The 26,359-nt window shown below is 67.7% G+C and carries 25 protein-coding genes and 1 pseudogene; 17 read left to right on the top strand and 9 right to left on the bottom strand.

Translation table 11 applies throughout. The features are described from left to right. The first annotated feature begins 43 nt into the window (after nucleotides 1-43). The 3 genes from D3H54_RS29090 (at nucleotide 44) to D3H54_RS29080 (ending at nucleotide 2,647) form a co-directional block, all read left to right on the top strand. Nucleotides 44-1,612 carry a PTS transporter subunit EIIC gene (locus tag D3H54_RS29090; RefSeq protein WP_149383125.1) on the top strand — a complete coding sequence of 523 codons (1,569 nt, stop codon included), beginning with the start codon at nucleotides 44-46 and terminating at the stop codon, nucleotides 1,610-1,612. 188 nt (nucleotides 1,613-1,800) lie between these two features. Then, nucleotides 1,801-2,268, top strand: a complete 468-nt coding sequence (locus D3H54_RS29085) for a DUF732 domain-containing protein (protein ID WP_149383124.1) — start codon at nucleotides 1,801-1,803, stop codon at nucleotides 2,266-2,268. Between the two features lie 94 nt (nucleotides 2,269-2,362). After that, nucleotides 2,363-2,647, top strand: a complete 285-nt coding sequence (locus tag D3H54_RS29080) for a hypothetical protein (protein WP_115317818.1) — start codon at nucleotides 2,363-2,365, stop codon at nucleotides 2,645-2,647. A gap of 18 nt (nucleotides 2,648-2,665) precedes the next feature. Here D3H54_RS29080 and D3H54_RS29075 read toward each other — a convergent pair whose 3' ends face one another. Next, nucleotides 2,666-3,268, bottom strand: coding sequence for a TetR/AcrR family transcriptional regulator (locus D3H54_RS29075; protein WP_149383123.1), 603 nt, complete (start codon nucleotides 3,266-3,268; stop codon nucleotides 2,666-2,668). 25 nt (nucleotides 3,269-3,293) lie between these two features. Here D3H54_RS29075 and D3H54_RS29070 point away from each other — a divergent pair, with 25 nt between their 5' ends. From D3H54_RS29070 to D3H54_RS29060, 3 genes and pseudogenes are all read left to right on the top strand, one after another. Next, the gene (locus D3H54_RS29070; RefSeq protein WP_149383122.1) at nucleotides 3,294-4,055 is read left to right on the top strand and encodes an SDR family NAD(P)-dependent oxidoreductase; all 762 of its coding nucleotides are present in this window, start codon (nucleotides 3,294-3,296) and stop codon (nucleotides 4,053-4,055) included. Between the two features lie 260 nt (nucleotides 4,056-4,315). Further along, nucleotides 4,316-5,576: pseudogene (locus D3H54_RS29065) on the top strand (acyltransferase family protein). Between the two features lie 104 nt (nucleotides 5,577-5,680). Then, a complete protein-coding gene (locus tag D3H54_RS29060; protein WP_432246449.1) occupies nucleotides 5,681-6,370 on the top strand; it encodes an Rv0518 family GDSL lipase in 690 nt (229 codons plus the stop codon). A gap of 3 nt (nucleotides 6,371-6,373) precedes the next feature. Here the strand turns inward: D3H54_RS29060 and D3H54_RS29055 are convergent, their stop codons facing one another. After that, a complete protein-coding gene (locus D3H54_RS29055; RefSeq protein ID WP_115317813.1) occupies nucleotides 6,374-6,634 on the bottom strand; it encodes a CDGP domain-containing protein in 261 nt (86 codons plus the stop codon). 154 nt (nucleotides 6,635-6,788) lie between these two features. Here D3H54_RS29055 and D3H54_RS29050 point away from each other — a divergent pair, with 154 nt between their 5' ends. Further along, a complete protein-coding gene (locus D3H54_RS29050) occupies nucleotides 6,789-8,402 on the top strand; it encodes a S53 family peptidase (RefSeq protein ID WP_149383121.1) in 1,614 nt (537 codons plus the stop codon). Continuing rightward, nucleotides 8,399-9,145, top strand: a complete 747-nt coding sequence (locus tag D3H54_RS29045) for a hypothetical protein (RefSeq protein ID WP_149383120.1) — start codon at nucleotides 8,399-8,401, stop codon at nucleotides 9,143-9,145. Before D3H54_RS29050 ends, D3H54_RS29045 begins: the two co-directional genes overlap by 4 nt. 18 nt (nucleotides 9,146-9,163) lie before the next feature. Here the strand turns inward: D3H54_RS29045 and D3H54_RS29040 are convergent, their stop codons facing one another. Together D3H54_RS29040 and D3H54_RS31380 are read right to left on the bottom strand one after the other, a co-directional pair. Continuing rightward, nucleotides 9,164-10,054 (bottom strand): aminoglycoside phosphotransferase family protein, encoded by an 891-nt coding sequence (locus D3H54_RS29040; RefSeq protein WP_149383119.1) that lies wholly within the window; start codon nucleotides 10,052-10,054, stop codon nucleotides 9,164-9,166. After that, entirely contained in the window at nucleotides 10,051-10,194 is a 144-nt protein-coding gene (locus D3H54_RS31380) for a hypothetical protein (protein WP_168215003.1), read from the bottom strand. The genes D3H54_RS29040 and D3H54_RS31380 overlap by 4 nt, the downstream gene beginning before the upstream one ends. Here D3H54_RS31380 and hrpA point away from each other — a divergent pair. Further along, nucleotides 10,187-14,209 carry an ATP-dependent RNA helicase HrpA gene (hrpA, locus tag D3H54_RS29035; RefSeq protein WP_168215002.1) on the top strand — a complete coding sequence of 1,341 codons (4,023 nt, stop codon included), beginning with the start codon at nucleotides 10,187-10,189 and terminating at the stop codon, nucleotides 14,207-14,209. The two genes, D3H54_RS31380 and hrpA, sit on opposite strands and share 8 nt — an antisense overlap. Before the next feature lie 54 nt (nucleotides 14,210-14,263). Here the strand turns inward: hrpA and D3H54_RS31375 are convergent, their stop codons facing one another. Further along, entirely contained in the window at nucleotides 14,264-14,431 is a 168-nt protein-coding gene (locus D3H54_RS31375; RefSeq protein ID WP_096312558.1) for a hypothetical protein, read from the bottom strand. A gap of 271 nt (nucleotides 14,432-14,702) precedes the next feature. On the opposite strand from D3H54_RS31375, the gene D3H54_RS29030 reads away from it, so the two are divergent. Both D3H54_RS29030 and D3H54_RS29025 read left to right on the top strand, forming a co-directional pair. Further along, nucleotides 14,703-14,951 carry a hypothetical protein gene (locus tag D3H54_RS29030; protein ID WP_432246448.1) on the top strand — a complete coding sequence of 83 codons (249 nt, stop codon included), beginning with the start codon at nucleotides 14,703-14,705 and terminating at the stop codon, nucleotides 14,949-14,951. A 23-nt stretch (nucleotides 14,952-14,974) separates the two neighbouring features. Continuing rightward, nucleotides 14,975-15,985: a patatin-like phospholipase family protein gene (locus tag D3H54_RS29025; RefSeq protein WP_149383117.1), complete on the top strand. Its 1,011-nt coding sequence runs from the start codon at nucleotides 14,975-14,977 to the stop codon at nucleotides 15,983-15,985. Here the strand turns inward: D3H54_RS29025 and D3H54_RS29020 are convergent. Then, entirely contained in the window at nucleotides 15,982-17,010 is a 1,029-nt protein-coding gene (locus tag D3H54_RS29020; protein ID WP_149383816.1) for a TIGR03617 family F420-dependent LLM class oxidoreductase, read from the bottom strand. The two genes, D3H54_RS29025 and D3H54_RS29020, sit on opposite strands and share 4 nt — an antisense overlap. A gap of 2 nt (nucleotides 17,011-17,012) precedes the next feature. Next, nucleotides 17,013-17,609, bottom strand: a complete 597-nt coding sequence (locus D3H54_RS29015; protein WP_149383116.1) for a TetR/AcrR family transcriptional regulator — start codon at nucleotides 17,607-17,609, stop codon at nucleotides 17,013-17,015. A gap of 109 nt (nucleotides 17,610-17,718) precedes the next feature. Here D3H54_RS29015 and D3H54_RS29010 point away from each other — a divergent pair, with 109 nt between their 5' ends. The 3 genes from D3H54_RS29010 to D3H54_RS29000 all read left to right on the top strand — a co-directional run bounded on the left by D3H54_RS29010 (nucleotide 17,719) and on the right by D3H54_RS29000 (nucleotide 20,464). Further along, complete coding sequence (locus D3H54_RS29010) at nucleotides 17,719-18,933, top strand: sulfotransferase family protein (RefSeq protein WP_149383115.1); 1,215 nt, start codon at nucleotides 17,719-17,721, stop codon at nucleotides 18,931-18,933. Continuing rightward, nucleotides 18,930-20,084, top strand: a complete 1,155-nt coding sequence (locus tag D3H54_RS29005; protein WP_149383114.1) for a hypothetical protein — start codon at nucleotides 18,930-18,932, stop codon at nucleotides 20,082-20,084. The genes D3H54_RS29010 and D3H54_RS29005 overlap by 4 nt, the downstream gene beginning before the upstream one ends. 137 nt (nucleotides 20,085-20,221) lie before the next feature. Next, entirely contained in the window at nucleotides 20,222-20,464 is a 243-nt protein-coding gene (locus D3H54_RS29000; RefSeq protein WP_149383113.1) for a hypothetical protein, read from the top strand. A gap of 80 nt (nucleotides 20,465-20,544) precedes the next feature. On the opposite strand, the gene D3H54_RS28995 is transcribed toward D3H54_RS29000, so the two are convergent. Next, entirely contained in the window at nucleotides 20,545-21,726 is a 1,182-nt protein-coding gene (locus D3H54_RS28995; protein WP_168215001.1) for an acyl-CoA dehydrogenase family protein, read from the bottom strand. After that, entirely contained in the window at nucleotides 21,719-22,915 is a 1,197-nt protein-coding gene (locus D3H54_RS28990) for an acyl-CoA dehydrogenase family protein (protein ID WP_149383111.1), read from the bottom strand. The genes D3H54_RS28995 and D3H54_RS28990 overlap by 8 nt, the downstream gene beginning before the upstream one ends. Nucleotides 22,916-23,043: 128 nt before the next feature. Here D3H54_RS28990 and D3H54_RS28985 point away from each other — a divergent pair, with 128 nt between their 5' ends. The 3 genes from D3H54_RS28985 to D3H54_RS28975 all read left to right on the top strand — a co-directional run bounded on the left by D3H54_RS28985 (nucleotide 23,044) and on the right by D3H54_RS28975 (nucleotide 26,264). Further along, nucleotides 23,044-23,937 carry a DUF1295 domain-containing protein gene (locus D3H54_RS28985; RefSeq protein WP_149383110.1) on the top strand — a complete coding sequence of 298 codons (894 nt, stop codon included), beginning with the start codon at nucleotides 23,044-23,046 and terminating at the stop codon, nucleotides 23,935-23,937. Beyond that, nucleotides 23,934-25,061 carry an FAD-dependent oxidoreductase gene (locus D3H54_RS28980; protein ID WP_149383109.1) on the top strand — a complete coding sequence of 376 codons (1,128 nt, stop codon included), beginning with the start codon at nucleotides 23,934-23,936 and terminating at the stop codon, nucleotides 25,059-25,061. Before D3H54_RS28985 ends, D3H54_RS28980 begins: the two co-directional genes overlap by 4 nt. Before the next feature lie 63 nt (nucleotides 25,062-25,124). Then, nucleotides 25,125-26,264 carry a DUF5631 domain-containing protein gene (locus D3H54_RS28975; protein WP_149383108.1) on the top strand — a complete coding sequence of 380 codons (1,140 nt, stop codon included), beginning with the start codon at nucleotides 25,125-25,127 and terminating at the stop codon, nucleotides 26,262-26,264. Nucleotides 26,265-26,359: the final 95 nt, after the last annotated feature.

Genomic DNA, 26,359 nt, shown 5'->3' with positions numbered 1-26,359 from the left:
TCTAAGCTTCGGCTGTGCTGCGACAACGGGAGGCCGGCCGGTCATGAGTGAAACCACCAAAGACTCAGGCGCACAGCAGAAGTCGGGGCTGCGCATACCAGGCTTCGCGCAGCTGCAACGGCTCGGTAAGAGCTTGATGCTGCCGATCGCCGTGCTTCCGGCGGCAGGCATCCTGCTTCGGCTCGGCCAGGACGACCTGCTGGGCCGGATCAAGGCGCCGGTGATCGGCCCTTTCTTCCAGGCGATGAGCGCGGCCGGCGGAGCGCTGTTCAACAATCTCGCGTTGTTGTTCGCCGTCGGTGTCGCGATCGGATTCGCCCGCAAGGCCGACGGCTCGACGGCGTTGTCAGCGGTCGTCGGCTACCTGGTGATGCAGGCGGTCTTCAAAACGATGTCGCCGTTCGTGCTCGCGGGGCAACTCGACAAGGCCGGTGAACAGGCGCAGATCAACTACAGCGTGTTCGGCGGAATCGTGGTCGGGCTGCTCACCGCGTGGCTGTTCGACCGGTACCACACCATCGCGTTGCCGCCGTACCTCGGCTTCTTCGGTGGCCGGCGCTTCGTCCCGATCGTCGTGTCGCTGGCGAGCCTCGTGGTCTCCTTCGCGATGAGCTACTTCTATCCGATCTTCGACGCGGGGCTGACCGGACTGGGCCACTTCATCGGCGGTGCCGGCGCGCTCGGGGCGTTCGTCTACGGCTTCGCCAACCGCATGCTGATCCCGCTGGGGCTGCACCACATCCTGAACTCGTACGTGTGGTTCATCTACGGCAGCTATCCGAGCGGGGACGGGCATGTGGTCACCGGTGAACTCAGCCGGTTCGCCGCGGGCGACCCCAGCGCCGGGCTGCTGACGTCAGGTTTCTACCCGATCCTGATGTTCGGCCTGCCGGGAGCGGCGTTGGCGATGATCCACGTCGCGAACGCCAAACAGCGCAAGGTCGCGTTCGGCATTCTGTCCGCCGCCGCGCTGACCGCGTTCCTCACCGGTGTCACCGAGCCGCTGGAGTTCGCCTTCATGTTCGTGGCGTTCCCGCTCTACATCGTGCATGCGGTGCTGACCGGGCTGTCGCTGGCGATCGCCTACCTGCTCGACATCCACCTGGGCTTCTCGTTCTCGGCCGGCCTGATCGATCTACTGCTCTACGGCACCGCGCCGGCGGCCAAGAACATTCCGCTACTGATCGTCATGGGCCTGGTCTTCTTCGCGGTGTACTACCTGCTATTTCGTTTCGCGATCACCCGGTGGAACATGCGCACCCCCGGCCGCGAACCCGACGCCGAGTTCGACGCCGAGGAGCGGGCCAACCTGGGCGAGGGCGCCGAGTCGGCCACCGCCGTGGAGGCCGGGACCGCGGTGAAGACCGCCCCCACGGTCACCGACAGCAAGGCCGAGCAGCTGATCGCGGCCTTCGGCGGGCGAGAGAACCTGCGCAGCGTCGACGCCTGCATCACCCGACTGCGGATGGAGGTCGTGGATGCCGGCAAAGTCGACCAGAACCGGTTGAAGAGCCTCGGCGCCGCCGGTGTGATCGAGGTCGGCAACAGCGTGCAGGCCGTCTTCGGGACGCAGGCCGAGGTGCTGAAGAACGAGATCAACGACGCTCTGTGACGGCCGGGCGCGCAGTATCGCTGAAACGGGGAAGTGTCGCACCCGCGGCGCACAGATCGCGTAGAGGAAACGCATAGGCTTCGAACCTTTATGGTTCCGTGCCCAAAGTGTGACCTGAGTAGACCACTGTTACCGAAGTGACATCAGTGGCTCTCGCTTTGAGCCGATCGAGCCAGAGTAGGACCCACATGACCGTGCGCACTTTCGATCGTGAATCGACCGGCGGCACCGCCTTCGCACTGCGATCGCTGGCCGTGATGGCAGGAACAGTTGTCGCCGTAGCCGCCTGGCCGGCGCCCGCCCACGCGGACACGGCGGGCGTCAGTAGCCTGCTGAACTCGACAGGTATCAGTCAGCTGATCGAGCAAATCGGCCAGCAGATCTGCCCGATGCTGGTCAAGCCGGGCAGCAGCCTGGTTTCCAATGCCACCACGGCCAGCGGACACGGCGGCCTGGCCTCCCAGGTGACCGGGTTCGTGGCCGAGCAGGCCATCCGGTCCCAATGCCCGGCGGTGATGGCCGAACTCGGCAATGGGAACTTCGGGCCGCTGATGCAGATGCTCAGCACCGCCAACCAGGCGTCGGGCGCACTCAACACGCTCAATGCCGTGCCGTCAGTGCCGTCGTTGCCGGCCGCCGGCGTGCTCAGCCCGTAGCCGCGTCGTCGCTGGTAAACGCTAACGAATCTGGCTGCGCCGTCGATATCGTGGTTAAGTGGTTGGACCCGAGGCCTGCTCGAGGCGGAATCAGGTGACTGTGAAACGACTTCTCATCGGCGCGTGTGCGGTGGCGCTCACGTCGGGATCGCTTGTGCTCGCCGCACCGGCGTCCGCTGACTGCCCGAATGGGACGGTCCAGAGCCGATTCCCCGGGGTGTGCACATCCGGCCCGTCAGGCGGTCAGGTTCCGCAGGCGATCGGCCCGGACAACGTGACCACCAACATCCAGCCCAACCAGATCCCCACGATGAACGGCATCCCCTGCAACCTGTGGCACTCGGTCACGTGCTGGGCGATGGCGCAGAACGGCGGCTGAGGCCGTCAGGGTTCGGGCTCATGGCGCGCGCAGCGCGCCGATGCCCTGGTCCAGGGCGGCTTCCAGATAGCTCAGGTCGCCGGTCGCGAGCATGATGCCGACCCCGCCCTGAATTCCGGCCAGCAACGCTGCCGCGGCTCGCTCGGCGTTCACCGATTCGGACACTTTGCCCTGCTCCTGCATCGACCGGATGCCGGCCGCGATCGCGCCGCTCCACTGGACGATCAGCTCGGCGGTGACAGCCTCGGCCCCCGGCGTGGTGCGCCCGATCTCCGACATCAGCACCGCGATCGGGCAGTTCTGGCCCTGCCGGCGGTAGCGGTCGACCACTGAATCCCGCCACCGCTGCCACGCCGCCCAGGATGTGAGCGCGCCGAGATGAGGCTGCTGGTCGTCGAGCACCATCTGGGACTCGAGCGCCGCGACCGCCAGCAGCAGCTGCTCCTTGCCGCCGGGAAAGTAATGGAAGAGCTGGCTTTTGGAGGTGTGAGTGCGCGCCATGACGTCGTCGAGGGTGGTCAGCGCGACGCCGCGGGCACGGATCTCGGCGGCGGCTCCCTCGATGATCCGCTGCCGGGTGGCGCGGCCCTTCGCCGTCAGATTTTGGACTTGCAGGTCCATTTTTAAAGGCGAAGCATATGGACTCATGAGTCCAAAAGATACCCGGTTGGCCGGGCGCAGAGCACTTGTCACCGGTTCCACAGGCGGCCTCGGGGTCGCCGTCGCGAAATCCCTCGCGGCTGAGGGCGCCTTCGTCGTCGTGAGCGGACGGGACACAACCCGCGGCGACGCCGTCGTCGCCGATATCCGTTCGGCAGGCGGGGACGCCGCCTTCGTCGCCGCCGATCTGGGAGCCGGCGGTGCCGCCGCCCGGCATCTGGCCGACGCGGCCACCGAGGCGGCCGGCGGCATCGACATCCTGGTGAACAACGCGGCCACCCTGCTGATGCCCACGCCGACCGCCGATGTCACCGAGCAGGAGCTGCGAGATGTGTTCGGTGTCAACGTGTTCACGCCATTTTTGCTGACCGGTGTGCTGGCACCGCGCATGGTTGCCCAGGGTAGCGGCGCGATCGTCAACATCGGCTCGATCACCGGGTTGCGCGGATCCAGCGGATCGGCGGTCTACAGCGCCAACAAAGCCGCGATCCATTCGTTCACCCAGTCCTGGGCCGACGAGTACGGCCCGCACGGTGTTCGGGTCAACGCCGTGGCCCCCGGCCCGATCGGCACCGAACGGCAGGCCGAGTTCGCCGACCACATCGCGCCGACACTGAGCCGCCTGCCGTCGCGGCGGGTCAGCACCCCGGAGGAGGTCGCGGCCGCGGTGGTGTTCCTGGCCAGTGACGACGCCGCCAACATCCACGGAACAATCCTCAGCGTCGACGGTGGCTGGGCGGCAACCTGATTCGAGGGTGGCCGGCAATGGCTCCCGAACTGCGTCGAGCACGCCGTCGTCAACCGGCTGTCGACCCGCGCGGTGTTGCCGCGATCACAGCCCAGCAAACGGCCGGACAGGACGGTGTCCAGCAACCCCACAGCGTTGCAAGGCCGGGCCGGCGACTGCCGCGCTGATAGGCTCCCAGGTGAAATCGCGGGGGCGGCGGGGTCCGGCCCGTCTGACGAGGTGGCGTCGAAACGTAAAGCAAGAGTCGGAATGGGTTCGGAATGGGTGTTGTGCGGACCGGAGAAATAAAGGCGCTGACCGGTCTTCGCATCGTCGCCGCCCTATGGGTGGTGCTGTTCCACTTCCGGCCGCTGATCTGGGAAGCGTCACCGCGACTCAAGGACGACCTCGCGCCGCTTCTCAACGCCGGTGCCCAAGGCGTCGACCTGTTCTTCATCCTCAGCGGATTCGTGCTGACGTGGAATTACCTCGACCGGATGGGATCGCATTTCTCCGGGCGGGCCACCCTGCACTTCCTGTGGCTGCGGCTGTCCCGGGTGTGGCCGGTGTACCTGGTGACCATGCACATCGCCGCCGCGTGGATCATCTTCACGCTGCACTTCGGCGCCACACCGTCGGCGGATGTCGAAAAGCTCACCGCAATCAGTTACGTGCGCCAGCTGTTCATGGTCCAACTCTGGTTCGAACCGTTCTTCGACGGCACCAGCTGGGACGGCCCGGCCTGGTCGATCAGCGCGGAATGGCTGGCCTACCTGCTCTTCGGTGGGATCATCCTGGTGATCTTCCGGATGGCGCGGGTGACCCGGGCGCGCACGCTGCTCTTCCTGGCCTTCGTCGCTGCGCTGCCGCCCACGCTGCTGCTGCTGGCCAGCGGCCACTTCTACACGCCGTGGAGCTGGCTGCCGCGCATCGTGGCCCAGTTCCTGGCCGGCGCGCTGGCCTGCGCGGCGGTCCGACGCTTGCAGATCGGCCGGCGTGGGCAGCACATCTCAGGTATTGCTGCGGTACTGCTGACCGCCGCGATGGTCGGCATCCTGTACTACTACGACGCCAACCCGGTGGCCGGGATGATCGACCCCGGCGGCCTGGTCGACGTGCTGTTCATGCCGCTGGTCGTCACGCTGGCGATCGGCGTCGGAACCCTGCCGGCGCTGCTGTCCACGCGGCTGCTGGTGTACGGGGGGCAGATCTCGTTCAGCCTGTACATGGTGGCACGAAATGCGTGCACACCTCGTGCACACCTCGTGGAACTGGGCGGTCCAGGAGTACCAGATCGACCTGCCGAAATCGGTGCAGAAGATCGTCGTCGTCGGATTGATCCTCGCGGCGGTGGCCGGCGCGATGGCGCTCTACCACGGCGTCGAGGAACCGGCCCGGCGCTGGATGCGCAGGATGGTCGACTTCCGCGACGTCAAACACGACAAGCACAGCGGCCCGCCGGGGGCCGAGGGCGGCCGGCTGGCCTCGATCGACCATGCCCGCGATACCCGTCCTCCGCAGTCCTCGGCGCGGGCCGGGTAGTAACGAAGCCAGCGTCGGTGTGCGACAACACCTTCGGAGGCAGTAGGCTGCCTGCGTCGGGCATGAGATTCAGTGGGGTGTCATTGATCCGCAAGGAAGGGCTTGTGCGCGTCATCACGACCGGCCTGTCGGCCGTCGCGGTGCTCGCCGCCATCGTCGGCTACACCCGCCCGGCCGTCACCTATGAATTGGCCAATCGCGGTTCGGGTTTCAGCCGGATAGCGGTGATCGGCGACTCGTACACGACCGGTACCGACGAGGGCGGTCAGGGGCCGCAGTCGTGGACGTCCCGCGCCTGGCTGCTGCTGGCCGGACAGGGCGCCAGAATCGACGCCGACGTGGCCGCCGAGGGCGGCGCCGGCTACGGGATCCGCGGCAACCATGGCAGCCTGTTCCAGGACCTCACCGTGCGGGCCGTCGACCGCGACGACTCCCTGGTGGTGTTCTTCGGATCCCGCAACGACCAGCCCGCCGATATGCAGAAGTACCCGGTGCTGGTCGGGGAGACCCTGCAGATCGCCCGCCGGGCGGCGCCCAAAGCCAAGGTCCTGGTGATCGGCCCGCCGTGGCCGACGGCAGACCCGCCGGGCGAGGTGCTGGCCCAGCGCGACATCCTGCGCGCCCAGGCCAAAGCCGTCGGCGCGGTCTTCATCGATCCGCTCGCCGAGGGCTGGTTCGTCGGCCACCCCGAACTGATCGGCCCCGACGGCGTGCACCCCACCGACGCGGGCCACGCCTACATGGCCGAGAAGATCGCCCCGCTCATCAGGAGCCAGCTCGCCATTCCGCTGTGAGGATCACGGCCCGATCCAGGGCTGAGTGTTGCCCAGATTGTTCGCGTCGACCTGGTAGCACTGCTGCGGGGTGTTGAACCCGAACGCGCCCCCGGTCTCGCAGCGCTGAAAGAAGCCGTTCGCATCGATCGGGCCGTCGCAGCGTTCGCCGCCGCCCCACGGTGTCCAGAGTCCCTGGCATCCCGCGCTCGCTGCGGGCGCGCCGATGATGCCGATACCGATGGCGGTGATCGCGCAGATCACCACTGAACCGAGTTTCTTCACCGTCCACCTCCTCGACGACAAACCTCAAGTGAAGTTCGGATACCCAATTCATCGCGGTGGCCGACGAGATCGTTATCGCACATGCGGCTCCAGCAGCGCCGCACCCCCGCGTCCTGCTCTGTGATCCCCGCGTCGGTATGGGATGGTTCTGGTGATGCTGAGACGCGTGTGGGAACGGCGTCGGCGGAGGCGACCGCTGACACCGTTTCTGGCGACGCTGGCGGTGGTCATGGTGGTCTTCGCCGGCGACCGTCCGACGCCGTCGCTGCCCTACAACCTGATCGCCGGGCCCTTCGCGCGACTGCTGGCCCAGGCCGCCGATCTCGGCCCTGCGCGCGCACAGCGGGTCCAGCTGACCGTCGAACTGCGGGAGGCCTCCCGGCCTGCGGCGCTGACCGCCTGGGCCGACTCTCACGGATTGTCGGTGGGCTGGCGCGACGGTGATGCGTGGGCCGTCGTGGAGGGCACCCCGCGAGCGATTGCGGGTGCCTTCGACGTGGCTGTGCACGACTACCGCCGCAGCAACGGGGTGGTGTTCTACGCCTCGCCTCAGCAACCGGCCGTCCCGCAGCAGCTGAGCGGTGAAGTGAGCGAGTTGGGCCGCATCCTCGGCTACACGCCCTCACACGAAGGCGTTCCGCCGACCCCGCCGCTGGACGTCCCCAATGCGGGGCTCGCGCCCACAGAGTTGCTCACCGCCTACAACGTCAACCCGCTGACCTCCGCGGGTTACACCGGAAAGGGTCAGACTGTCGTCGTCTTCACCTTCGACGGCGTCGACCAACGCGACCTGGACAAGTTCTCCGACTGGTTCTCGCTGCCCAAGTTCAACCTCGAGGTGATGGGCGGGATGCCGCCCGAGCGGCGCGGTGAGGCGAGCATGGACGTCCAGTTCGTGCACGCGATCGCGCCTTCGGCGCGGATCGTTCTGGTCAACGCCCGGTCCACCGCCGAAGGCGACGCGACCTACGTCAAGCTCGGCAAGCTGATGGAAGATGTCGACCGCACCTACCCGGGAGCGGTGTGGAGCTTCTCAATCGGCTGGGGCTGTGATCGACTCCTCTCCCGCGCCGACCTGGCGCCGGTGCGCTCGGCGCTGGCCCGCGCCCAGCGCAACGGGACGACGGCCTTCGTCGCCAGTGGAGATCTGGCCGGCCTGGAGTGCAAAGGCGGCAAGACCTGGTCGGATCCGCCGAGCCCGGACGACTACGGAGTCGACGTGATGGCCTCGCTGCCGGAGGTGACCGGTGTCGGGGGAACGACGCTGTCCACCGATTCCCAGGGTCAGTGGCTGGCCGAACAAGGGTGGTACGACGTCCCGTTGACCCAGGGCAGCGGCGGCGGCGCGTCGGTGTTGTTCGCGCGCCCGTCGTGGCAGGACACCGGAACCCGCGCCGGCCCACGCGACAAGCGGCTGGTACCCGACATCGCCGCGGTGGCCGACCCGTTCACCGGGGTGAAATTCGTGTTCAACGGCCAGATCCTGGTCGGAGGGGGCACCTCGCAGGCGGCGCCGATCTGGGCCGGAATCGCCGCGGTGATGAACCAATTCCTGACCGCGCGCGGCTTGGAGCAGCTCGGTGACTTCAACCCGCTGCTCTACGACATCGCCGGCGGCGCCGAGGTACCCGCCTTCCGCGACATCTATCTCGGAGCCAACGCGGTGACGCCCGTCGTGGCCGGCTACGACATGATCACCGGGCTGGGAACGCCCAACGTCGACAACCTGATCAAGGCCCTTCTCGTGCTGAAGTCGCTGCGCCGATGACCGATCTGACAACAGACGCCGACGCCGCCGACTCGTTCGCGGGCTACGCGGTACCCGCAGGCAACTACCGAGCCCGCAGGCAGCGTGGCCCCGGCTATTTCGTGACCATCGGGCTGTGGGTGATCGTCCTGGTCGCCGCGATGATGGCGCTGAGCATCCTGGCCACCCGAATAACGCCCACCGCGATCACCTACCACTGCCCACCCGACTGCGGCCGGCCGCCGACGGGGCTGCCGGTGGCCATCAATCCGCGCTTCTTCGCCCCCGACGGGTCGTTCTCGGTGTCCTATCCATCGCCCGGAACCGCCTACGACGTGACCATCGAGCCCAACGGGGTGCGCGCCGAGCTGACCGTCGGTGAGGGGGGCACGTTGCGGTTGTTCAGCGAGCCGGCGAAGGGCCGCAACGCTCGCCAGGTGGCCGACGACCTGCTCAATCAGCTCTTCCCGGACGCGGTGACGTCCTATGAGCTGCCCAACGCGATCCTCGGGTACGAGCCGGGCTACGGCGAGGTCGCCGACGACTGGCCGAAGGGCACCGCGACCGATTCCGTGCACCAGCGCGTCATCGTCATCGTCGCGGTCAAGAACGATCTCGCTCTGGTCGCCGGCGCGGTGGGGCCGTTCCATCAGTTCGGGCCCGACGACGGGCCGGGGCCCCCGTCACCGGCGAACCTCGATATCGCCAAGGACATGGGCAAGTACGTCAACAGCTTCATGTGGCGCGGAGACCCGCCGAGGTAGCTTCTCGTGCTTGGTGTTTCAGTCCTGCACGGCTTTGGCGACGGCGATGCAGGTCGTCAGCCATCCCGGCTGCTGCGCTGCGGAGTCCTGCACCGCCCACATGGCGGTGAGCACCGCGCGCACCACCACCCAGGCCCGCGCCCGATCCTCGTCGAACCCCGCCGCGTCGACCAGTGTGTAGAACCGCCGGCGGACTCCGCCTCGGACATCGCCGGCCAACTCGTCGAAGCGGTTCCACAACATCGGGGCGATCTCGTAGTGCGGATCGCCGTTGACCGGTTTGGGGTCGATGACCAGCCACGGCTGACGCGGCCCGGCGAGCACGTTCGCGTAATGCAGATCGCAGTGCAGGACCCGTGCCGTTGTCTCGGCGTCGACCGTCAAGTCCGCGCACTGGCTCAGCGCCTGTTCCACCAGCCGGTGCGGGATCGGTGCGCCCCGCGGCAGCTCGGCCAGGTCGGCGGTCCACCGGTCGAGGTAGAACGTCAGGGGCCGCAGTTGGGGCAACGCCGGGACGTGTACGTGGCGATACAGGCCGGCGACGATCCGGCAGGCCTCGACGTCGTCGACTCCCGTCAGGTCGTCGCCGAGCCGTTCGGCGAGAATCGCCCGGCGGTGCGGGTCGGCGCTGAGCAACCGGACGGCGCCCTCGCCGCCCCACCGGCGCAGCGCCAGGTGCTCGTGTTCGGATTCGTCGTCGGGGAAGCCGAGCTTCAGGATCGCGGCCGTGCCATCGGCGGTGCGGACCGGCAGCACCAGTGAGCAGTGTCCGTGGGCGGCGAGGCCGTCGGGCCGAAGCCGCCACTGCGCGACGACGTCACGGGTGAGGCGGGGCAGTGTGTCGACCCACGTCGCCCACTGGGGGCCGCGACCGGCCATCGCCCGCACTCCGGCGGGCAGATCGCTCACGTCTCGGGTTCATCCGGGTGCTCGCCGGCCGGCTCGCTTGGCGGGGCCGGCCTGTTCAGCCAGTCCTTCAGCCGGAACAACTGGCTGGCCACGATTCCCAGGCCCACCACCAGCAGACCCAAGACGATCCAAATGGTCATCGCCGTCGAGCCTACGCACACCAGGACGCCTCCGACGGCGCTCGCCGCTATTGTGGCGCCAGTGTCCGAGGTCTCCGCTGAGCAGGTGCGTCAGCTGCGCGCCCGCCTCGACGGCGTGACCTTTCGTGACGCGGGCCGGTTGGGGCGGCGGCTGAAATCGCTGCGCGGCGAGGTGTCGGCGGAGACCCTGAGGAAGATCGCCGACCAGGTTGCGGCCGCCGAGGCGTTGGTCGCGACCCGGGAAGCGGCCGTACCGGTGATCACCTATCCGGATCTGCCGGTCAGCGAACACCGGGACGAGATCGCCCGAGCCATCACCGACAACCAGGTGGTTGTGATCGCGGGTGAGACAGGGTCGGGCAAGACCACCCAGCTGCCCAAGATCTGTCTGGAGCTCGGCCGCGGAATCCGCGGAACCATCGGCCACACCCAGCCGCGCCGGCTGGCCGCGCGCACGGTGGCTCAGCGCATCGCCGACGAGGTCGGCACCCCGCTGGGGGAGACGATCGGCTACACCGTCCGCTTCACCGACCAGGCCAGCGACCGCACTCTGGTCAAACTGATGACCGACGGAATCCTGCTCGCCGAGATCCAGCGCGACCGTCGCCTGCTGCGCTATGACACCCTCATCCTCGATGAAGCGCACGAGCGCAGCCTCAACATCGACTTCCTGCTGGGCTACCTTCGCGAATTGCTGCCTCGCAGGCCCGATCTCAAGCTGATCGTCACCTCGGCGACGATCGAACCGGAGCGGTTCGCGGCACACTTCAATGGAGCTCCGATCGTCGAGGTGTCCGGCCGGACCTACCCGGTGGAGATCCGCTATCGGCCTCTGGAAGTTCCGGTCCCGGTTGATGATTCGGACGATCCCGACGATCCCGACCACGAGATCGTGCGCACCGAGATTCGCGATCAGACCGAGGCGATCGTCGACGCGGTTCGCGAGCTGGAGGCGGAGCCGCCCGGCGACGTGTTGGTGTTCCTGTCCGGGGAGCGGGAAATCCGGGACACCAATGATGCGTTGAGCCGCATCGTCGATTCGAACACCGAGGTGCTGCCCCTGTACGCGCGGCTGCCCACCGCCGAGCAGCAGCGGGTGTTTCAGCCGCCGCGGACCGGCAGACGAATCATCTTGGCCACCAACGTCGCCGAGACATCGCTGACCGTGCCGGGCGTCCGGTATGTCGTTGACCCCGGCACGGCGCGGATCTCCCGCTACAGCAGGCGCACGAAGGTGCAGCGGTTGCCGATCGAACCGATCTCCCAGGCCTCGGCCGCGCAACGGGCCGGGCGGTCCGGTCGCACCGCGCCCGGGGTGTGTATCCGGCTGTATTCCGAAGAGGATTTCGCGTCCCGGCCGCGCTACACCGACCCGGAGATTCTGCGCACCAACCTCGCTGCGGTGATCTTGCAGATGGCGGCGCTGCAGCTCGGCGAGATCGAAAGCTTCCCGTTCCTGGACCCGCCCGAGCAACGCAGCATCCGCGACGGCGTGCAGCTGCTGCAGGAGCTCGGTGCGTTCGACGCCACCGGAGCGATCACCGATGTGGGTCGCCGGCTGGCGCAACTGCCGGTCGATCCGCGGCTCGCACGGATGATCGTGCAGGCCGACACCGAGGGATGCGTGCGCGAAGTCCTGGTGCTGGCCGCGGCGTTGTCGATTCCCGACCCGCGCGAGCGGCCGACCGAGCGGGAGGAGGCGGCGCGGCAGAAACACGCCCGGTTCGCCGACGAGCACTCCGACTTCGTGTCCTTCCTGAACCTTTGGCAGTACCTGCGCGACGAGCGGAAGGCCCGTTCCGGCAGCGCGTTCCGGCGCATGTGTCGCGAGGAGTTCCTGCACTACCTGCGGATCCGGGAGTGGCAGGACCTGACCGGGCAACTGCGCAGCATCGCCCGAGACATCGGCATTCGGGAATCCGACGATCCGGAACCGGCCGACCCGGCGCGTCTGCATGCTGCCCTCGTTGCCGGGTTGCTCTCGCATATCGGCCTGCGGGAAGGGGATTCGCGGGAGTACACCGGTGCGCGCAACACCCGGTTCGTACTGGCTCCGGGATCGGTGTTGACCAAGCGCCCGCCGCGCTGGCTCGTGGTGGCCGACCTGGTGGAGACCAGTCGGCTGTATGGACGCATCGCTGCCCGCGTCGAACCCGAGATGGTCGAGCGGGTGGCCGGACACCTGGTGCAGCGCAGCTTCAGCGAACCGCACTGGGACGCCAAGCGCGGTGCGGTGATGGCCTTCGAACGAGTCACGCTCTACGGACTTCCGCTCGTTCCGCGCCGACGCGTGGGATATGCCACCGTCGATCCGGTGGTGTCCCGCGAGCTGTTCATCCAGCACGCGCTGGTGCAGGGGGAGTGGCAGACCCGGCACCACTTCGTCGCCGACAATGCACGGCTGCGAACCGAATTGGCCGAGCTGGAAGAGCGCGCCCGCCGGCGCGACATGCTCGTCGGTGACGACGAGATCTACGCCTGGTTCGACAGCAGGATTCCGCCCCAGGTGGTCTCCGCCCGCCATTTCGACGGTTGGTGGAAGAAGCAGCGGCATCGCACCCCGGATCTGCTGACGTTCACGCGCGACGACCTGTTGCGTGTCGACGACGAGGACGCCGAACGGCCGGACAACTGGCAGGCCGGGGATTTGTCCCTGCCGCTGACCTACCGGTTCGAGCCCGGTGCCGCCGACGACGGTGTCACCGTGCACATACCGGTCGAGGTGCTCGCCCGCCTCGGTGGCGACGAATTCGGCTGGCAGGTACCCGCGCTGCGCGAGGAACTGGTTACCGCGCTGATCCGGTCGCTGCCGAAAGACCTGCGGCGCAACTTCGTTCCCGCCCCCGACACGGCACGGGCGGTACTGGCCGATATCATCGGCGGGCAGGAGCGCAGCGACCCGGGAATCGGCCAGGTCGGAAGTGAACCGCTGCTGGAAGCTCTGCAGCGTGAATTACACCGGCGCACCGGCATTCTGGTGCCGATCGCCGCGTTCGATCTCGACAAGCTGCCTGCTCACCTTCGGGTGACGTTCGCCGTCGAAGGACCGGACGGCACCGAGGTGGCCCGCGGTAAAGACCTCGATGTGTTGCAGCGTCAGCTGGCCGGTTCCGCGCGCAAGGCGGTGGCCGAGGCGGTGGCCGGAGACTGGGAACGAACGGGCCTGCGTGCGTGGCCGGATGACATCGAGGAGTTGCCGCGCAGCGTCGAACGCACGGTCGGTGGCCACATCGTCCGCGGCTACCCCGCGTTGGTGGACGCCGGCAAGGGCGTCGACGTGCGGGTCTTCGCCACCGAGGCCGAACGCGAGGCCGCGATGCGCGGGGGCACCAGGCGGCTGCTGCGGTTGGCGGTGCCGTCTCCGGTGAAGGCGGTGGAGAAGGGGTTGGACCCGCGCACCCGGCTGGTGTTGGGCGCCAACCCCGATGGGTCGCTGACCGCGCTGCTGGACGACTGCGCTGACGCCGCCGTGGATGTCCTGGCCGTCACACCGGTATGGACCAGAGCAGATTTCGCCGCACGGCGGGACCGGGTCTCCGAGGCGCTGCCGTCGACCACGCGCGAAGTCGTGACCAGGGTGCAGAAGGTGCTGACCGCTTTGCAGGAGGTGCATCTCGCACTTCCCGACAATCCGCCGGCGACGCAGGCCGATGCCGTCGCCGACATCCGCGCACAGCTGGCTGGTTTGGTCGCCACGCCCTTCGTCACCAGCACCGGGGCCGCGCGCCTGGTCGATCTGACCCGCTATCTGACGGCGATCGTCCGCCGACTGGACCGGCTGGCCCAAGCGCCGCAGGCCGACCGCGAGCGCATGCTGCGTGTGCACGCCGTCGAAGACGCCTATGCCGAACTGCTGCATGCGCTCTCGCCCACCCGCGCAGCTGCCTCCGACGTTCGCGAGATCGGTTGGCAGATAGAAGAGTTGCGGGTCAGCCTGTGGGCCCAGCAGCTGGGCACCCCCCGGCCGGTCAGTGAGCAACGGATCTACCGCGCGATCGACGCGATTCTGGCATGACAACGAAAGAGGGGCACCCGATTCGGGTGCCCCTCCCATGGAGTTCGTTGTCGATCAACGACTTCCATGCACGGTTGTGTCTACATGGGGCGCGGTCGCCGTCGGGCCCATGTTGTTGACCCAGTCGTTGTGACCGAGGTCTGCCTGGGCGGGTCCGGCGAGGCCGAGAACGGCTGCGGTCATCGCGCCTGCGATCGCTGTGGTGATTGCGTACTTCTTCATGTCTTTCCCTCTTCCTCTGCGCCCGTCAGTGGGGGTTTCCGGTGCGCTGACTGTGTTAACGCCGCGTTAGGGCGCAGTAATTCCACTGGCAGCAGATGATCGCCGGTTGGCAGAAATTGAGCGGTGTCCGCTGATCGGGGGACAACTTATTCCCCCGACCATCCGCCGGCTGCCCGACAGACAGCGGCACCTGCGATGCGAGACCGTTTAGGCACTGGCGAGACGCAAAGGCCGAAACCAATCACAGTCGACGACGACGGAGAAATCTGACATGACCACCATGACCTGGATGAAGCGATTCGCCGCCGGAAGCGCCTTGGCCGCGGGTTCCGCGCTGTTCGCCTTTGGCTCCGCCGCCGACGCCCTCGCCGACAGCGGCTCCTTCGGTTCCGTCGGTTCCGTCACTGGCGGGTCGCACCTGAACCAGCCCGGCCACCACCAGACCTTCCCCGGCCAGCACAACCAGCCGGTGCCCGGCTCCGCCGAGCACCACCATCACCAGTGGAACCACGCCGGGTAGCGGGCCGCTCCTAGCATGGGGCGATGGCCCCCACCGTGACCAAGCCCATCGACCTGGTGCTGGCCGGCGGCGGTGTGAAAGGTATCGGCCTGGCCGGTGCCGTCGTCAGGCTGATGGAGGCCGGCTATCGGGCCCACCGCGTCGCCGGCTCGTCCGCCGGGTCGATCGTCGGCTCCATCGTGGCGGCCGCCGCCAAGAACGACCAGCTGACCCCCGATGATGTCCGGGATCTCACCCTGAGCATCGACTACCGCAAGTTCTTGGACCCGGGCCCGGTCGAGCGGGTGCCGCTGCTCGGCGCGGGATGGGCGATCCTGCAAGGCACCGGCATCTACCGGGGCGACTACGCGCACGATTTCATCGCCCGTCAACTCCTCGATCTCGGCGTCAGCACCTTCGGTGACCTGAAGCTGGACGACGACGAGCTGCCCCCGGAACAGCGCTATCGGCTGGTGGTGACCGCGGCCGACGTGACGACGGGCCAGTTGGTCCGCCTGCCGTGGGACTACCACCGGCTCTACGGCCTCGACCCGGACGAGCAACCGGTCGCCGACGCGGTGCGCGCGTCGATGTCGATTCCGTTCGTCTTCCGCCCGGTGACCCTCACCAGCGCGACGGGCCGGGAGTCGACCCTCGTCGACGGCGGGCTGCTGTCGAACTACCCGATCGACTCGCTGGACCGCTGCGACGGGAAGAAACCCCGGTGGCCGACGCTCGGTGTGACGCTGCTGCCCGACCTGCCCGAAAACAATCGCAAGGTGATCCCGGCGTTGGCCCCGCTGCGGCTGTTCGGCGGTCCGAGCCTGCTGGAGGACGTGATCACCACGATCCTCGTCGGGCGCGACCAGGCCTACCTCAACCTGCCCTGGGTCAGCGCCAGGACCATCCGGGTGGATGCGGCCGAGGTCGGTGTGCTGGATTTCGAGATCAAGCAGCGGCAGGTCGACGCCCTCTACACCGAGGGCTACGACGCGGCCACGACATTCCTGTCGACCTGGGATGAGCGGGCTTACCTCGAACGGTTCCGCACCTAGCCGGAGATCTGCCGGCAGGCCTGGAGCACACCGGCGAACAGGTCGTCGTCGGCTTCATCGGCCGGCACCGGCAGGTTGATACCGCTGCACAGGCCCGAATACCACTGGGCGAGCACGTCGGGAATCTCCTCGTAGGTGCCCTGCGGTACCAGCCGTTCCATCACCTCATCAGTGAGAACGCTTGGTAGAGAATCCCATTCGGAGCGCTGCGCCATCGCGGAGAGGGCCGCACCGACGTCGGCAAGGCCGAAGTCCTCCAGCTGCCTGCGGTAGGCCGGGGTGCTGTACAGGAAAGCCAGCTCCGAACGGCGTTGGTCACGGAGCGTGTCGACGGCGTCGCGGGTGGCCGCAGTCATGACGTGTGGGTTCGCGACGACCGCAAGGTCGGCCAGGGTTCGACCGGCTCGCGACGCCCCCTCGGCAAGTGCAGGAAGGGTGCGCGATCTCAGCACCGTGGGATGCGAGTTCGTCGGATGACATACGAAGCCGTCCGCCAATTCCCCTGCCATTGCACACATTCTGGCGTTCACCGCTCCGGTCCAGATCTGCGGTGCGGGATGTTCGAGCGGCCCCGGGTTGAAGTAGGGCTGCAGACGTTCGAATCGGTAATGTGGCCCAACATAATCCAGCTTTGCACCGGTCTGGAACGAGGTGAAGATCGCTCGAAGCGAGCGGATGTAGTCGGCGAGGCGGGCGACCGGCTCGGACCACTGCGCCGAGAACCGGCCGACGATGTTGCCGCGCACCTGCGAGGCGATGCCGAGCTGAAACCGGCCGCCGGAGAACTTCGACAGATCCCAGGCCGCGTAGGCGGTGATCATCGGGCTGCGCGGAAAGGCGAGCACCATGCTGGTCCGCACCGTCACGCGCTCGGTGTGCTGCAGAGCGAGCGCGGCGACAGTGAACGGGTCGTGGATGGTCTCCGAGATGTGCACGACGTCGAACCCGAGCCGTTCCGCACGGGCCGCCCAGGGACCGATCTCCCCGGGACCCATCGCCGCGGGGGCTGAGGTGACCAATTGCAGTGTCATCGCGCCAGTCCCGTGACGATCAGCGATGTCGTCTGGTCCACCCATCGCCGGTCGAGAGTTCGCTCATTGGCCAACGCCATCATCACAGTGCCGCCGATCGTGTCCAGGAGGATGCGGGCGTCGATGTCGGGGGCCGCGCGTCCTTCGGCAGCGGCCGCATCCAGGAACTCTTGCAACCGAACGTAGGTACTGCCCTGCAGCCGGCCGAGCAGGCGCGCCGAGAGGCCCGGTTCGGCAGGCAGCTCGGCCATCAGACCGGAGATCGCGGTGTGTACGGCCGGGCTGCTGAACAGCTCGATGCTGGCCATCAACAGTCCGCGAATCGCGATCTCCACGTCGCCGGCCAACGGCAGCTCAGCCTCGGGCGGCGTGGGGAACACGGCTTCGTAGACCAGCTCCACCTTTGTCGGAAATCGTCGGTACACCGCGGGCGGTGTGGCACCGGCGCGGGCGGCGACCAGCGGAATGGTCAACCGGGAGTAGCCGATCTCGTCGAGCAGCTCAACGGTCGCGCGCAGGACGGCGTCGTCGATTCGACTGTCCCGGGGCCGACCTTGACGGGGCCGACGGACGGCCTTCTTCGTTGACTCCATTACGTTAAGATCGTAATGTAATCCGTCGTTCGGGGCCACCGCCCCGCCGTGTCGGGAGGTGGTCGGTATCGCGATCGAGACTCCACCCAGACCCGTCCCGATCCGGGCGATGAATCTGGCCTACCGGACTGCGCGGCGCATCGGCACGCACCCGATGACCTTGAGCGCAGATGCATTGAAGAGCCGGGCCAGCCGGGGAGCCGGCGGGTTGACCGACTTCGGCGACCCGCGCTTCGAGGCGGGCCTCGAACAATTGATTGCGTCGCTGGAAGGCGAAGACCGGCTCAACGGACTCGGCCGGGTGATGGCCGGCACGCATCTGACCAACCTGCTGCGCCAGCGACTGCTGCTCACCGAGCACCTACGCCAACACCCCGAGATTCGCGAGGAGAAAATTCAGCGCCCGATCTTCATCGTCGGCGCACCCCGCACCGGGACGACCGTCACCCATCATCTGCTCAGTCAGGACAGCGGCTTTCGTTATCCGCTCACCTGGGAGTGCGACGAGCTACACCCCCCGCTGGACCCCGCGACGATGGACCACGATCCGCGGATTGCCGCCAGCGAGAAGCAAATCCGCCGAATCATGGCGCTGGCACCCAACCTCGACGCCGCGCACCCGGTTGGGGCTTGGGAAGCCCAGGAGTGTGCGCTGCTGCACGCCTACGCTTTTCACAGCGACACCTTCCACGTCATGTTCAACTGCCAGGGTTACGCCCGCTGGCTGACCCGGCAAGATCTGCGCTGGGTGTATGAGGAAGAAAAGCTGCTCCTGCAATACATGCAAAGCGGCGGCCTGCGCCCGGCGACCAGCTGGCTGCTCAAGACACCGCCACACATGGAAAACATCGACAACATTCTGGCGGTGTTCCCCGACGCCCGTTTCATCACCACCTATCGCGAACCCACCGAGATCGTCGCCTCGGGATGTAGTCTGGCGGGCACTGTCTTTCACATGACCGAGGATGATCCCGACTGGCACGACCACGGCCGGTTCATGTGCTGGCGCACCACCAGAATGCTCGAGCGCAATGTCGAATTACGGCGTCAGTTCCAACATCTCGCCGATCGGTTCGTCGACTTCCCGATGCAGCGCATGGTGACCGATCCGCTGTCGTGTGTGACCGAGATCTACCAGCACTTCGGAATCGAGCTCACCGAGTCCAACCGGGCCAAGATGAGCCGCTTCGTCGACGAACGTGGAATGGCCAACCGAAAGCCGCACGTCTATCGCGCCGACGACTACGGCCTCGACATCGATGAATTGTGGCCGCAGTTGCAGTTCTATCGCGACTTCTACGGAATCGAGGACACCCGATCGTGACCGACCACACTGACCGGATCCGGACCGCGTGGCGTGAGTTCTCCGATCTCAACAACGAGTTGCTCGAACTCGCGCTCGCAGACGGCGATCTCGATGACGGGTCGGCGGCCACGCTGCTGGAGCGGCTGGTGGGTCACATCCAGTATTCGGGGTTGCTGCTCAGCAGCGACCCCGTGCGGCCAACGCTGATCAATACCCAGTATTCGCCGTGGAATTGGGGCCATTCCAACCCGGACACGCTGTACCTGTCGGCACGCATCGACGACGCTCATGACTATCGGGTGTCCGGGACGCTGGGATCAGTGGCCCAGACGACGTTCGGCGTGTACACCGGCAAGGACGATCAAGGCGCCGCGGTCAAAGTGCTCGCCGAGGACCTCGCCGTCGCCGACGACGGGACGTTCGAGATCTATTTCAGTCGAGAGCGGCAGGGCGCCAATTGGTTCGAGCTGCCGCGCGGAGCCGATTCGTTCTGCGCGTACCAGACCTACGGCGATTGGGGCTGTCAACGGAAGGGCACTGTTCGCATCGAGTGCCTCGGCGACATTCCCGCTGCGGTACCGCAGCCGGCGGGCACCGCGATCGAGGCATTCACCACGCACCTGGCCGCCTCGCGGGACTTGTTCACCATGTGGGTCAAAGACATTCCGGCGCGGGTGTTCGGGGCGTTGCCGAAGAACTTCGCGATACCGCCGATGCAGCCGCCCTCGGCGATGGCCGGCGCGTGGTTCGTCCCGATCGCCTGGGAGCTCACCGATGACCAGGCCTTGGTGATCGAGTACGAGATCCCCACCGGCAGTCCATATGTCGGCATCTGCCTGACCGACCGCTGGAGCGCGATGATCGACATCGAGACGCGGCAGACCAGTCTGAACCTCGGCCAGTCCGAGATCACCGATGGGCGGGTGCGGATCCTGTTGTCCACCAGCGACTTCGGGATACCCAACTGGCTCGACGGCAGGGGCTATCGGGGCGGGGTGGTGACGTGGCGGGCGAGCGCATCGGAGCAGCCCGCCACGCCCCGCGTCACCGTGATCGGCACCGATGAGATCGACCGTTATTTCGATCCGTCGCGGCGGCTGACGCCAGCCCAGCGAGCGGCGGCGATGGCCGAGCGGCAAGCTCACTTTGCCGAGCGCAATACGCCCTGAGACGTGTTGTCCCCTGATCGGTGGACACCGGTTTCACCCCTGCTGTGGCCTGGTCACCCGACAGACAGTGGGGTTGTCATGCGCGATTCTTGTCTTACCCGGCAAACCGGGTGAAGCACGAACAGAACGAGCACGACATGACCATCACGACCACCACCACCTCGACCACGATCTGGTTCAAGCGCATCGCCGCAGGCGCGATCTTGGCCACCGGCTCCGCGCTGGTCGCCCTGGGAGCCGCACCTGAGAGCGTCGCGGACGCAGGCGGCCCCAACATGAGCCACCCGGCGCCGCACCCGGCGTTCCCGCACCAGACCAATCAGCCCCAGCCGGGGACCTCGATCCATCACCATCACCAGTGGAATCGCCATCGCAGCTGACGAGCCGGGCGCACCACGGAAACAGTTCGGGTGCGAGAAGTCCTCAGCACTTCTCGCACCCGAACTTTCGTGTCTACGCCTCAGACAGGCAGCCCGTCGGCCACCCGGGTGGCGTCCTCGGCACTGGCCTCGTCCAGCACGATGTCGGCGATCCTGGCCCGGTGCTGTTCGGCAGTGCCGAGCAGCGCGGCATCGGTGGCTGCGCGCTTGAAGTACAAGTGCGCCTGGTGTTCCCAGGTGAAGCCGATGCCGCCGTGCACCTGGATGGTGTCGGCGGCGACACGGCTGAGCGCGGCCGAGGCCGCGGCCGCAGCGATGCTGGTCGCCAGTGCCGGATCGTCGGAGCCGTCGGTCAACGCCCACACCGCGTGGTAGGCCGCCGAGCGGGCATGTTCGACGTCGACGAGCATGTCGGCCAGCTTGTGCTTGATCGCCTGGAACGAGCCGATCTGGCGGCCGAACTGCAGGCGGGACTTGGCGTACTCGACCGACAGATCCAGCAGGTGCTGTGCGGCGCCGACCTGCTCGACCGCCAGCAGCGCCGAACCCACCTGCAGTGCGTGAGTGATCACCCGTTCGGCGTCCTCCGGGCCGGCCAGCAGCCGGGCGGGGGAATCGGAGAAGGTGATGTTGGCCTGCGGGCGGGTCAGATCCAGGGTCGACAGCGCCGTGCGCTGAACGTCTTGGGCCTCCACCGCGTAGAGCCCCACCCCGTCGGGACCCGTTGCCGCGACCAGGATTACGTCGGCAGCGGCACCGTCGACAACGCGTTTGACGGTGCCGGAGACGGTGTCACCGGCGGCGTCAACGGTCACCGCGGCGAGATCGAACGCGCCTGCCCTGTCGGCGACGGCGAAGGCCGCGGTGGCGGTGCCCTCCACCAACGTGGCCAGCAGTTCGTCACGCGCCGGGCCGGCCGAACTGGCGACCAGCGCGGGGACGGCGAGGTAAACAGTGCCGAACAGCGGCCCGCAGGCCAGCGTCGCGCCGAATTCCTCGACCGCGACGGCCTGATCGACCAGCGAGCCGCCGACACCGCCGTCGTCCTCGGGAACCGAGAGCCCGAGCACGCCGAGCTCGGCCCCCAGACGGTTCCACACCTTGGCGTCGAAGGGCACCTCGGACTCCATCAACCGGCGCACGGTCGACTCGTCGAAGTTGTCTGCGCAGAACTTGCGCACCGCGGCGCGCAGCTGCTGCTGCTCCTCGGTGAATTGGAACTCAGCGCCTCGTGCGGTCTGATCCGCAAGCTTCTCAGCCACGGGGGATCTCCTTCCAGGGCATGCCGGCGTCGGCACGCAGATCACCGGGCAGGCCCAGGACCCGCTCGCCGAGGATGTTGCGCATCACCTCGGTGGTGCCGCCCTCGATGGTGTTGGCGCGGCTGCGCAGGAAGCGCTGCTGGATCGGCCCGCGCCAGTCGCCCGCGTCGCCGGCGTCGTCGGCCAACGCGTAACGGTCGTACAGAATGCCTTCGGGCCCAAGCAGATCCATGCACCATTCGTAGATGTGCTGATTGAGCAACGCGCCCACCAGCTTACCGACCGAAGCCTCCGGGCCCGGGCCGCCGGCGGTGGCCGAGGCGCGGGAGCGCTCGGAGGTCAGCCGCTGAGCCTCGGACCGTAACCACAACTGCGACAACCGGTCTCGGAGTACCGGGGTATGCAGGTCGGGGCGTGAGGCCCACAGTGTGGTGGCCTCCTTGATGGTGCCGCTGCCCCGGCGGCTGCCGCTGGCGCCCAGTGCGCTGCGCTCGTTCATCAGGGTGGTCATCGCGACGTTCCAGCCGTTGCCGACGGCGCCGAGGCGGTGGCTGTCGGGGATGCGGGCGTCGGTCATGTAGACCTCGTTGAATTCCGCCTGCCCGGTCATCTGGCGCAGCGGACGGGTCTCCACGCCGGGGGCGTGCATGTCGAGCACGAAATAGGTCAGGCCCTTGTGCTTGGCGATGTCGGGATTGGTCCGGGCCAGCAGCAGACCCCACCGGGCGCGGTGCGCCAGACTGGTCCACACCTTCTGGCCGTTGATCACCCACTCGTCGCCGTCGGGCACCGCGGTGGTGGCCAGGCCGGCCAGGTCCGAGCCCGCGCCCGGCTCGGAGAACAGCTGGCACCAGATGTCTTCGGTGGTGGCCAGCGGCCGCAGCAGCGCCTTCTTGAGTTCGTCGGACTGGGCGTGTTCGCGCACGGTCGGCGCGGCCATGCCGTAGCCCATGGGGTTGAGGCCCAGCGGCACCGGGCCGCCGGCGCCCTGCAGGATCCGGTCGGCGACTGCCTGCAGGCCGCGCGACAGGCCGAGCCCACCGAGACCTTCAGGGAAGTGCACCCAGGACAGGCCGGCGTCGTAACAGGCGCCGAGGAATTCCGGAATCGGGACTTTCTTCGGGTCGTGGTCTGCCACGACCCGCCGGGCCAGGTCTTCGACCCGGTCGGCATCAGCGACGGTGCTCATTCCGACACGATAAGGAACCCCATGGCGGCCGTTGTTGGCAGGTGTCAAGTTTTGGGTCTGGACCTGAGATCGCTCAGTCGGTAAGTAACTAGAACGTGTTACAGTTCGGCCGCGGTAGGAGGCTGGAAATGGTAGACCGAAGCAAGGCGAAATCGCTCGGATTGGTCACTGCGGCCTACGTCGTCGCGGTCGCGGCCGGCGCGGGCTGGCTGTTGTATGGCCCGTCAGCGACTGGGCGGTTGTGGCTAGACGCCTTCATCGCCGACGTCATCGCCACCCTGGTGGTGTTCGTCTTCAGTCGGGCGTATCGCAACTCCAGCTTCTACGACGCGTTCTGGAGCGTGATCCCGCCGCTGCTGCTGATCTACTGGTGGGCCGCCGGGCCGCTCGGCCTGGATTCGGTGCGGTGCTGGCTGGTCGCGATCGTCGTCATGTACTGGGCGGTCCGCTTGACCGGGAACTGGGTGTACAGCTTCCCCGGCCTGCACCACGAGGACTGGCGATACCCGCAGCTGCGCGCCGCCGCGGGGCGGTGGGAATTCCTGGCCGACCTGTTCGGCATCCACCTGATCCCGACCGTGCAGGTGTTCCTGGGCATGCTGCCGGTCTACGTCGCGGTGACCCGACCCGGCGACGGCCTGGTCTGGCTGAGCTGGATCGCGTTCGCGGTGGGCATCGGCGCGGTGACTCTCGAGCTGGCGGCCGACACCCAGATGCACCGCTTCGTCCGTGACAAGAAACCCGGCGCGGTGATGGACCGCGGGTTGTGGGCCTGGTCGAGGCACCCGAATTATCTCGGCGAGATCGGCTTCTGGTTGGCCATGGCGTTGTTCGGCGTCGCCGCCGCGCCCGCCGACGCCTGGTGGCTGTTCGTCGGGGTGGTGGCGATGGTCGCGATGTTCCTCGGTGCCAGCATCCCGATGATGGAGAAGCGCAGCCTGGCCCGCCGCCCGCAGTACCAGGACGTCATCGACCGAGTGCCCATGCTGATTCCCCGCCCGCCCCGAAAGGCCGCAGTATGAGCCGCAAGCCCCGCGTCGTGATCGCCGGCTTGGGCGACAGCGGACTGCTCACCGCGATCAAGCTGGCCCGGCACGCCGACGTCGTCGGCATCTCGGTCAAGCCGGCCCTGGTCAGCGGTCAGGAGCTCGGGCTGCGGCTGGCCCGGCCGAAGGACTGGGCCCGCGACAACTGGATCCCGTTCGACAAGTACCGGGGCCTGGACTCGGTGCGCACCGTGCAGGCGACGCTCACCGGCCTGGATCTGGAGAACCGCACCGTGCTGGGGACCGCGCCCGACGGCTCGCCGGTCACCGAAACCTATGACGTGCTGGTGATTTCGACCGGAGTGCGCAACGGCTTCTGGCGCCAACCCACGCTGCAGACCCCCGCCGAGATCGCCGCCGATCTGACCGCCACCCACGAGCGGCTGGCTGCCGCCGAGTCGGTGATGATCATCGGGGGTGGTGCCGCTGCGGTCAGTGCGGCCGCCAACGTCGCCACGGCATGGCCGGGCAAGACGGTGGATCTGTACTTCCCGGGTGAGCGTGCACTCACCGAGCATCACCACCGGGCGTGGGAGCGGTTGCACGACAAGCTGATCGGTTTGGGCGTCGGCGTGCATCCCGGGCACCGAGCGGTGCTGCCCGACGGGTTCGACGGTGACGAGATCACCGATGGCGCGGTGCAGTGGAGCACCGGCCAGCCGGAGTCGAAGGCCGACGCGGTGCTGTGGGCGATCGGACGGGTCAAGCCCAACACCGAGTGGCTGCCGGCGGAGCTGCTCGACGAGCAGGGCTTCGTCAAAGTCACCCCGGAGTTGCAGCTGTGCGGTCACCACCACGTCTTCGCGATCGGAGACGTGGCCGCCACCGATCCGCTGCGGGCATCAGCGCGGGCGCGGGCCGACTCGCTGCTGGCGCACAACATTCGCGCGACCCTGGCCGACCGTCCGTTGAAGAGATACCGCGCGCCCCGGCGCCGGTGGGGTTCGATCGTGGGGATCCAGGCGGACGGGCTGGAAGTGTTCGCTCCCAACGGGACCGCCTACCGATTCCCGGCCTGGTCGATCGACCGGGTGCTGATGCCGTGGATCGTGCGCCGCGGCATCTACAAAGGGGTCCGGCGGAACGACCCGCTGACCTGAACGGCCTGGTGAACGGTCCACTGCCGAACTGACAGTGCACGGATCGACGGTAGGCTCCTCCAAGTGGCGATCTTCGGTCGGAACACGGCGCGCCAGCGCCTGAAGAGGGCGACGCGGCAAGCGCTCTCCGCGCCGACCTTTGACGCGCCGCCGGACGCCACGCCGTGGGTGATCGGGGGGCTGTGGCCCGCGGAGCTGGAGACGGTCACGCCCGCGACCGCCGCCGTCGCCGCCCACCTGAAGAACGACCTGCAGCGCATCGCGGACTCGGCGAACGAGCGGTTGTGCGCGCTGCGTCACGCCGATGTCCCTGATTTCGCGCGGCGGGCCGAGGAAGTCCGGATCATCGAGACGGCCAGGTCCTATGCGGTGCAGCGCGTCGAGTCGACGATTCGGCAATTGCGTTCTGCCGAAGATGATTTCGATACCGATCCGGCGATGCCGAAGATCACACCGGAGCAGGTGCGCGAGGAGGACGTGGCCCCGTCGCCTGTGGTCGAACCCGTCGAGATCGCCCCCGCTCCCGAACCTGAACCGCCGGCCACGCCTGAACCGCCCCCTGCGCCGGTACCCGGTGATCGTCAGCTGGAATCGGTGCTCGAGTTCGTCGCCCGCCAGGAGCCGGGGTTGCGCTGGGCGGCCGGGGAGCGCGCGGACGGCACCACTGTGCTGGTGACCGATCTCGCGCACGGCTGGATCCCATCGGGCATTGCAGTGCCCGCCGGTGTCGGCCTGCTGCCGCCGGCCAGGCGCCGCGGACGGGTCGGCGAACTCCTCGGTGACGTCGTCCGATCCGCGGTCTATCACCCCGGTGACCCGTTCGGTGCCGGGCGCACCGATGCGGCGACCTCGCTCGAAGCCCGCGAACTGCCGCGCGTCGACGACCTCGGCTGGAAGCTGGTCGAGGCCACCCACTGGCGGGACGGCTTGCCCCGGATGGTGCACACCCTGGCGAAGGCCGGCGCGGCCCGCACCGGCGTGCTCGACGCCGAGGTCGACGTCCTGCGAGTGCATTCCGACACCGCGCGCTATCAACTGATGGCCCAGTATCCCGACGTCGACGCCGCCCTGCTGAGCAACTGCCTGTTGTTGGCTGCGACCGAAGCGATCGCCCTCGGCGACGAGGTCTCCGCCAACTATCACTTCGCCTGGTTCGAGGCGCTCAGCGCCCCACCCGCCAGCCAATGGGGCACCGCGCCATAACTGAACCTATGGTGCGAGGTTGCTGGCGCCATATTCGCCACCGGATACCGCCGATGCTGTAATAGTGAATTGACGCAGGTAGCGACGGTGGACAT

This window comes from Mycobacterium sp. ELW1, assembly GCF_008329905.1.
In the GTDB taxonomy this organism is placed as follows: Bacteria; Actinomycetota; Actinomycetes; order Mycobacteriales; family Mycobacteriaceae; genus Mycobacterium.
Note: the sequence above shows the minus strand (reverse complement) of the source record. Positions and strands in the feature narration are given on the sequence as shown.